Consider the following 6915-nt stretch of genomic DNA (forward strand, 5'->3'; position numbering starts at 1 on the left):
GTCCCGGAATAACTTCATCATTTTGTTCAGTCCGGTAAAATGCCGCCGCCCGCTTCCCGAAAAGCTGGAACCACTTGTGCTTTTGCGGGCAGCGGGAAGCGTCTGTAGAAATGTCGAAGTTATTTCAGGACAGCTCCTTAGCTACTTATGCTAAAGCTGGAAGGGATTCGATGGCCGCCAACACCAGACGACAGTTTGAACGTATCAACGGAGCAGACAACCATGCCGGAGCTACCAGAAGTTGAAACCACCCGGCGGGGCATCAAGCCCCATATTGAAGGTCGCACCATTAAGGAGATCATTGTCCGTGAACCCGGGCTCCGCTGGCCGGTGCCTGACAATATCAATCAAATCCTCAGTGGCAAGACCATCAGGCAGGTCAAGAGAAGGGCAAAGTACCTGCTGCTGGATACCGGGTCAGGCCACCTGATTGTGCACCTGGGGATGTCCGGCAGCCTGCGAGTGATAACAACCGATACACCTGCAGAAAAACACGACCATGTTGATATTCTGCTGACCGATGGGCAACGATTAAGGTACACGGACCCTCGCCGCTTCGGTGCTATTCTCTGGTCTGCACGTCCTCTTTGTGAACATAAGCTGCTAAAGCATCTCGGGCCTGAGCCTTTGGACAGTGAGTTCACGGCCCGGCGGCTATGGCAGATGTCCCGGGGCAGAAGCCAGTCCGTCAAGACATTTATTATGGACAATAAAGTGGTGGTCGGTGTCGGTAACATTTATGCCAGTGAAGCGTTGTTCAAAGCCGGGATAAGGCCGGATCGAGCCTGTGGCAAAGTTTCTCTGAGCCGCTATGAACGGTTAGTTGACGCCATCAAAGAGACGCTGGCCAAAGCCATTGAGCAAGGCGGCACCACCTTGCGTGATTTTGTCGGGGGGGATGGCAAACCCGGTTACTTTAAACAGGCGCTGGCGGTTTATGGCCGGTCAGGCCAGCCGTGCATCCAGTGCGGCAAAACCATAAAGGAAATAAAACTGGGCAACCGGAGCAGCTGTTATTGTGCTCACTGTCAGCGGTGATGAACGATAGTATTCGTTTAACTTAACAGAAGGCAACATTCAGGATTGATAAACAACTACAACAAAAAACTTTGAACCTTCCACGTGCTGAATAGTCAGATCCTTCACTGTTTGCAGATTATCTCAAACCAGCAAAACAGGTCATTTCAAATCGCTGGCAAGGCGGGGTCATGAAAAGCAGATGAACCTTACAATTAACGGCAAATATGCCTACGGTCGTTTTTATCATGAACACAAACCCTACAAAGGGTTTGGTAATGTCATCAAACTGGATATATATACCCAGGACTATAACCGTGAAGTCTACTTTTCCAAGACTCAACGGGTTGTGCAGGCAGTATCCTGCCAGCATCCCATCCTGGTTGATTCGTGCAAGTCAAGCAGTTGCCTGGTAGAAATGGATTTATCCAGTCGCTATATAGTGGTTAACGATGAGTGGCGAGACCCTGATTTTCATTTGATAGTCCAAAAATTACAAGAGAGAAGGATATACGCCTTGACTCCAGTTCAACGTGAAGATTTTCATGCCGTAAAAGCCATGCTTGAAAAAAGCTACTACACAGACGACGGTGAGTTAAGGGACAGTACATTTAAAGGGCATTTGTCTCCGGCAAATATGGCTGAAGCAGGCATCGGGTTGCACAGAGAAGGAGTCGAAGGAGACGAAGGAGTCGTAAATTGCCACTATGGTTTTGCTAGATATAGTGTGCTTGACTATAAGCACCACTATATGCCAATTAAGTCACTATGGCATGGCTGCTGGTCTACACCAAAGATCAGGCATCAACAGTTGTATAATTGTCCGCCCTGCATTGAGAGGAAAAAATACCAATATCCGGTGTTGACCACTGAGTCTGGTGAAGATGTCACCGGAGCAACATTCCAAATGGTCATAGCGGGTGGTTTTGTCCCGCATCCAGACCCCGGTTGCAGACAAGCAGTTCTGGTGACTGACAAACATCATGAACTCCCTGTAATGGACAACCAGTCCGCACAACGCGAAGTGTTTTCGATCATAATTGACACACTGAAGAAAAAGATCCGGTACAGGATTGAGAAAAGTAATATTGGTATTTTGGACTTCACTCAACAGGTTAAACATGTGATATATCTTGAACACTTCAATAATGCCTTATTTGTGAAACTACAGCGGGAAACAAACCGATTCATCACACTGTTAAACCAATTTCAATTGCAGTTGGCAAACGAAGAAGACAAAGTTGAGATCAGGAACAGAATAGACGAAATTACCGAGGCATTAAAATCGGATGGCATTAAAAAAGAAATAGATAACACTATTGATGTAATCACCAATTATGAGAAGGCAAACGCTTTTTCAACGACAATGAAACTCTTGAAAGACCCCAGGCGTATGGCTGGAGCCGAAGATATGCCTGAACTTGATATGGCTGTGCAAGCGCTGGTTAAATTGAGCGAACGTTATGCCGGGCAATTTTTTCTGAATGATTTTTTTGACAGGTCCGTGAAGACTGCAGACTTTAACGATTTTTTTGCGGATTTTCAGCACTATTTCTGGAACAGGTCAGACGACAATAAATTAATGGTTGATATCATGATTGCCCGTTCTGAACTTCTGGCAAGCATAAACTCATTTCATGAAAAGGTCGAAGAGTTGTTAACCGTCTACCTGGACGCTTGTAATAACAGGGATTCTTCAGACACCCCTGCCCAAACGTTGCAAAGCCCCCTGTTAGGCCAGTTTGTGCCCAATCGGCTAACCTCTGCCTCCCTGGAAAGGGATCAAACTTCATGGGAAAAAACAAAAAATGCATTTCGCATACCCGACTGCTGCGTAACCGGCTGGTTGACGGACACTGACCACGTAATTCACTGTCATTTTAATTGAGTAGTTGTTCGAATTTTCTGGCCAAGTTACTTTGCAAGCCTGTCGAAGGGCGTGAACTGCGACCTCATGTAATGGCTCAGGATGAACGAAGCAAGTTCAAAGTGTTGAAATTACTTCGGGACAATTCCTGAACCATGAGCCTCTGGCGGGAGGGCTATCCTTGTCTTTATTCGATCAATAACTGATTTCATATGGTTAGCTACTTATACACAGGGATTGCATTGACCTCAAATCCTGATTTTTGCAGCAGGGCAATTTTAAGCAAAGTCGAACCATTCATGGTTTTATAATCACCATTCACCTAAAGGTCGTTTTAACGCTATTGCGTGTTGTTAAATTGAAATGGCAAATTCACTGTGTGTCCTACCGTTATAGTGAACGCCATAACCAGCAGATACAGGAGGGGCACCAATTGGCGTATCATAAGTAGTTAAAACTGATAAAGATGCTTTTCCAGAGGTGAGCCATGAGCAATTATCAACGTAGCCCGGACAGTAAACTGGTCTATTCCACCGATTCTGGTCGAATCAAGGAAGAAACATCCCCGCCAGACGTGGTGGGTGATGGTAACGTTCGTGTCCGTCCGGAGAAAAAAGGACGAGGCGGCAAACTGGTCACGGTCATCAGCGGCCTGCCACTGACAGGCAATGAACTGAAAGCGTTTGCCAGGCAATTAAAGAAGCGCTGTGGCGGGGGTGGTGCGGTTAAAGAAGGTAATATTGAACTTCAGGGAGATCACGTTGATACCATGGTTGACCATTTGCAAAAAGCAGGTTTTGATGCCAAACGATCCGGTGGATAACTGGCTACTTAAGCAGGCAGCCAGTGGCGGTGATGACCGAATCAAACAGTTTTCAGCCGGTTGGCATAAGCCTGCATCTCTGTGCCTAGCTGTTTAATCAATGGGTCGTCATTATCTTTGGTAATCTCCAGGGCAAATACCTCAATAAAACTGCCCACAGCCATGGTTGCCGCACGTGTTTGCTGACAGGCATCCAGAACGTTTTTCACAATACCCTGCGTCTTCGTTCTTTGCTCCTGCAGGTGACCGGTGAACAGCTGATTGTACCATTTGGCTGAAGCACCGTTTTCCAGTGATGCCATGGCTTGCACCAACGCTTGTGGCATGGCAACGATCCCTGTCTGAGCTGCACCGGGCTCATCTATATCGGTTTGAGCCTCAAGAAACAGTGTGATGATCTTACTGGCCTGGTCGTTGGCAAGAGGTTTCTCCCCGAGTGCATCCTTGATGTGTGTCCGGCATTGGGCAATCGATTGTTTTGCCTGTGCGTTTACCTGGGAACAGGTCGTGATTTTGTGCAGTTCAGCATCCATGTTTTTCAGTAGCGCTTCTTGGCGGTTATCCGGGCAAGCCAGAGTCTCCGCCATTTGTTTGCTGAGTTGGAAGAAAGTCCTGGAGTGCTCAGACTGGCTGTTTATGCCTTGACTGTTAATGTTCTCTGTTTGCTTGCGGATTAACCCTGTTGTTTTGTGATAATCCGAAAACTTTGCCAGCACGGAGTCCGTTAACTGCTGATGAGCCCGGTTGTCTTCACCAGGGCGATAACCATTGATTTCAGCAGTCAGCTGGGCCGGTATTGTTGTTATAAGGCAGTCAATGGCGACCCCTCCCGGAATCAGACACGCCAGCTTCTGCTCATCGCCAATCACTCTGAATGCCTCAGTCATTTCTGCCAGGCGGGCCTGTTCACCCGCTTTCTCCCGGGCAAACATCTGCAGCAATGCCAGGGTCTCATGGGGTTTATTAACCAATGTGAGTGTTTTTTTCAAGTGGCCTGGCAAGGTGAATATCGGGCCAAAAACACTGAAAAACTGCTGATCAAAATCTGCCTCTTCCCGGGGCTGGCTCAGCAGCTGTCCAACCTCTTTAAATTTATTCAATACCGCTTTTTGTGTTAACGGTGTGGGGCCATCCGAAAGCAGCTTACGGCAGAGCAAATTTAACAAATGGTATCGGCTATCGTGCGGGTCAGGTGCCAGCTCGGTCATCAGCTGCCAGACTTCACCGGGCAACTTTTTATCAAATGAAGCCAACTGACCAACGGACCGGTCAATTTTTAGCAATAAGTCAAGGGAAAGCTCCGGCTCCCCGGATGAAACCTCCTCAAGTAGCACAATGGCCTCCTGACATGCTTTACAGGCCTTATCAGGATTCATTGACATCAGTTCGCTCTTCTGGCCAGCCGCTGACAAAAAGGGGCTCAGAGGGGCGTAGTGCTGATATTCCGATGCCACGTAACGGATAAAAGACTGGATGTTTCTTTTCTCGATCTCTTGACTGGCAGTATCGAGCGTTAATGCCAGTGCCTTGAGTTGGGTTGATTGCAAATCGTCGATTGAGCACTTTTTCTGCTGCTGATTCTGCTGAGTTTGATAATATGGCAGGGGTGCAGTGCTGGCAGGTTTAGTGGTGGCTATATCAGACGCATTATGCAAAGGGAGTGAAACACCGGGTTTTTGCGCTTGCTGCAACTCCGACGCGGCCCGTTCCAGGCGTTGACTCAACTGTTTCTGAAGTATCTGTGCTGGCTTTAACGGTTTGGTATATTTGGATAGCCGACTTTTGGCCTCCTTAAACACTTGCTCAAGTTCTGCCAATTCATCAACTGCCGACTGTTGCAGTTGATCCACCGGTTCGTCTTCTGATTTTTTTCGCGTTGATGCCAGTGTTTTTTCCAGACTTTTGACATTTTCCAGTGGCGGCATTAACCCCCGAATCATCAAAGCTGAGACTTCAGAGGCGTGTCGGTGCAAGAAACGATCATCCAACAACAGGTTCTGGATTCTCTGGTTATAGCAGGTCATCAGCTCATGGGCCTGTTTGTAAATTTCTGCCATTTTTTTTCTGAGTTCACTTCTATTGCTGATCGCAACCGCAGGCAGGGCATTGATGTCAGAAAAAAGCTTGTGCTCTATGGCGCTGGAATCCTGCTCCCATGGATCAGCAGGGCACTCTGGCGTAACAACCTGCCCTTTGAGCTTGCGCATATCCGTAACCTGTTCAGACGGAGCCTTACCCACGTCATGGAATGGGCCATTAATAGTGACAAGCACCTCACTGTTTGAATCTTTTTTGATTTGCTCAGAATCCATGGCCGGTGTCCTTTCTTGCTTTCAGGCGTTTAACCTCTGTGTGCCACACAATGCTGTTTACTGGCCTTTGGTATCATTTTCATTCTGCTTCGAATGCTACCTTGCTGCCGACAGCCACTCATGGCTAATTACTGATAATTTCTCGGCAAAATAGCCGGATGCTGGATAACGGCTCGTCGGAAAGGAGCCGGGAGGTTGCGCATTGACAAGAAGTATTCGGGACCGTGGGATCAAGGTATCTCAGCCACGGTTCCTGGCTTTGGCTTGCAAGGCGACTTTCTCCTGATCAGACAAAAACGCAATGCTCAAGCCGTTTTCCTGTGCTTGTCGTATATCATCCTGAGTCAGCCCGGCAGCGGGGGCAGCCACCTCGTATTCATGGGGCAATTCAATACCTTCCACGGCCGGATCGTCCGTATTGATGGTGGCCAGAATGCCACGGTCCAGAAACTGCTTGAGCGGATGACTTTGAATATTGGGGAAGGTATTGGTCTGGATATTGGAGGTCAGACAGGACTCAATACCAATGTTGTGTTCTGCCAGATAATCCATCAGCTCAGGATCACCGATGGCTTTTACCCCATGCCCTATGCGGGTAGCACCCAGCTCCCTGATGGCCTGCCACATACTTTCCGGGCCAGCCGCTTCGCCGGCGTGAATGGTGATGTGCAGGCCTGCATCACGAACCTGGCGAAAATGGTCAACAAACAGCGTTCCGGGTTTCCCGAGCTCATCACCGGCAAGATCAATCGCTACCAGTTTGTTTTTGAAAGCAAGGCAGGCATCCAGCTCTTTCTGACAGGCCTGCTGGCCAAAGGTACGACTCAGAATGCCGATCAGGTTGGGAATTGTCTAAAAATAACTTTCCCATTTCACTCTAATTCTGGAACTATGGT

The 6915-nt window shown here is 48.0% G+C and carries 5 protein-coding genes; 3 read left to right on the top strand and 2 right to left on the bottom strand.

The window, feature by feature from the left end; genetic code table 11:
* The first annotated feature begins 222 nt into the window (after nt 1-222).
* The 3 genes from mutM (at nt 223) to KDK14_RS13025 (ending at nt 3707) form a co-directional block, all read left to right on the top strand.
* A complete protein-coding gene (mutM, locus tag KDK14_RS13015) occupies nt 223-1038 on the top strand; it encodes a bifunctional DNA-formamidopyrimidine glycosylase/DNA-(apurinic or apyrimidinic site) lyase (RefSeq protein WP_257265580.1) in 816 nt (271 codons plus the stop codon).
* Between the two features lie 181 nt (nt 1039-1219).
* On the top strand, nt 1220-2905 hold the full coding sequence (locus KDK14_RS13020; RefSeq protein WP_257265577.1) for a hypothetical protein: 1686 nt from the start codon (nt 1220-1222) through the stop codon (nt 2903-2905).
* 466 nt (nt 2906-3371) lie between these two features.
* Complete coding sequence (locus KDK14_RS13025; RefSeq protein ID WP_257265578.1) at nt 3372-3707, top strand: translation initiation factor; 336 nt, start codon at nt 3372-3374, stop codon at nt 3705-3707.
* 41 nt (nt 3708-3748) lie between these two features.
* Here the strand turns inward: KDK14_RS13025 and KDK14_RS13030 are convergent, their stop codons facing one another.
* A complete protein-coding gene (locus tag KDK14_RS13030) occupies nt 3749-6019 on the bottom strand; it encodes a hypothetical protein (RefSeq protein ID WP_257265579.1) in 2271 nt (756 codons plus the stop codon).
* A 240-nt stretch (nt 6020-6259) separates the two neighbouring features.
* Nucleotides 6260-6868, bottom strand: coding sequence for an adenosine deaminase (gene add, locus KDK14_RS13035; protein WP_373691076.1), 609 nt, complete (start codon nt 6866-6868; stop codon nt 6260-6262).
* Nucleotides 6869-6915: the final 47 nt, after the last annotated feature.

The organism is Endozoicomonas sp. ONNA2 (assembly GCF_024606365.1).
GTDB lineage: Bacteria > Pseudomonadota > Gammaproteobacteria > Pseudomonadales > Endozoicomonadaceae > Endozoicomonas.

What these genes read in the sequence shown, in the direction of transcription:
- KDK14_RS13020 (WP_257265577.1), top strand. Translation starts at nt 1,220, where the DNA reads ATGAACCTTACAATTAACGGCAAATATGCCTACGGTCGTTTTTATCAT.
- KDK14_RS13025 (WP_257265578.1), top strand. Translation starts at nt 3,372, where the DNA reads ATGAGCAATTATCAACGTAGCCCGGACAGTAAACTGGTCTATTCCACC.
- KDK14_RS13030 (WP_257265579.1), bottom strand. Translation starts at nt 6,019, where the DNA reads ATGGATTCTGAGCAAATCAAAAAAGATTCAAACAGTGAGGTGCTTGTC.
- mutM (WP_257265580.1), top strand. Translation starts at nt 223, where the DNA reads ATGCCGGAGCTACCAGAAGTTGAAACCACCCGGCGGGGCATCAAGCCC.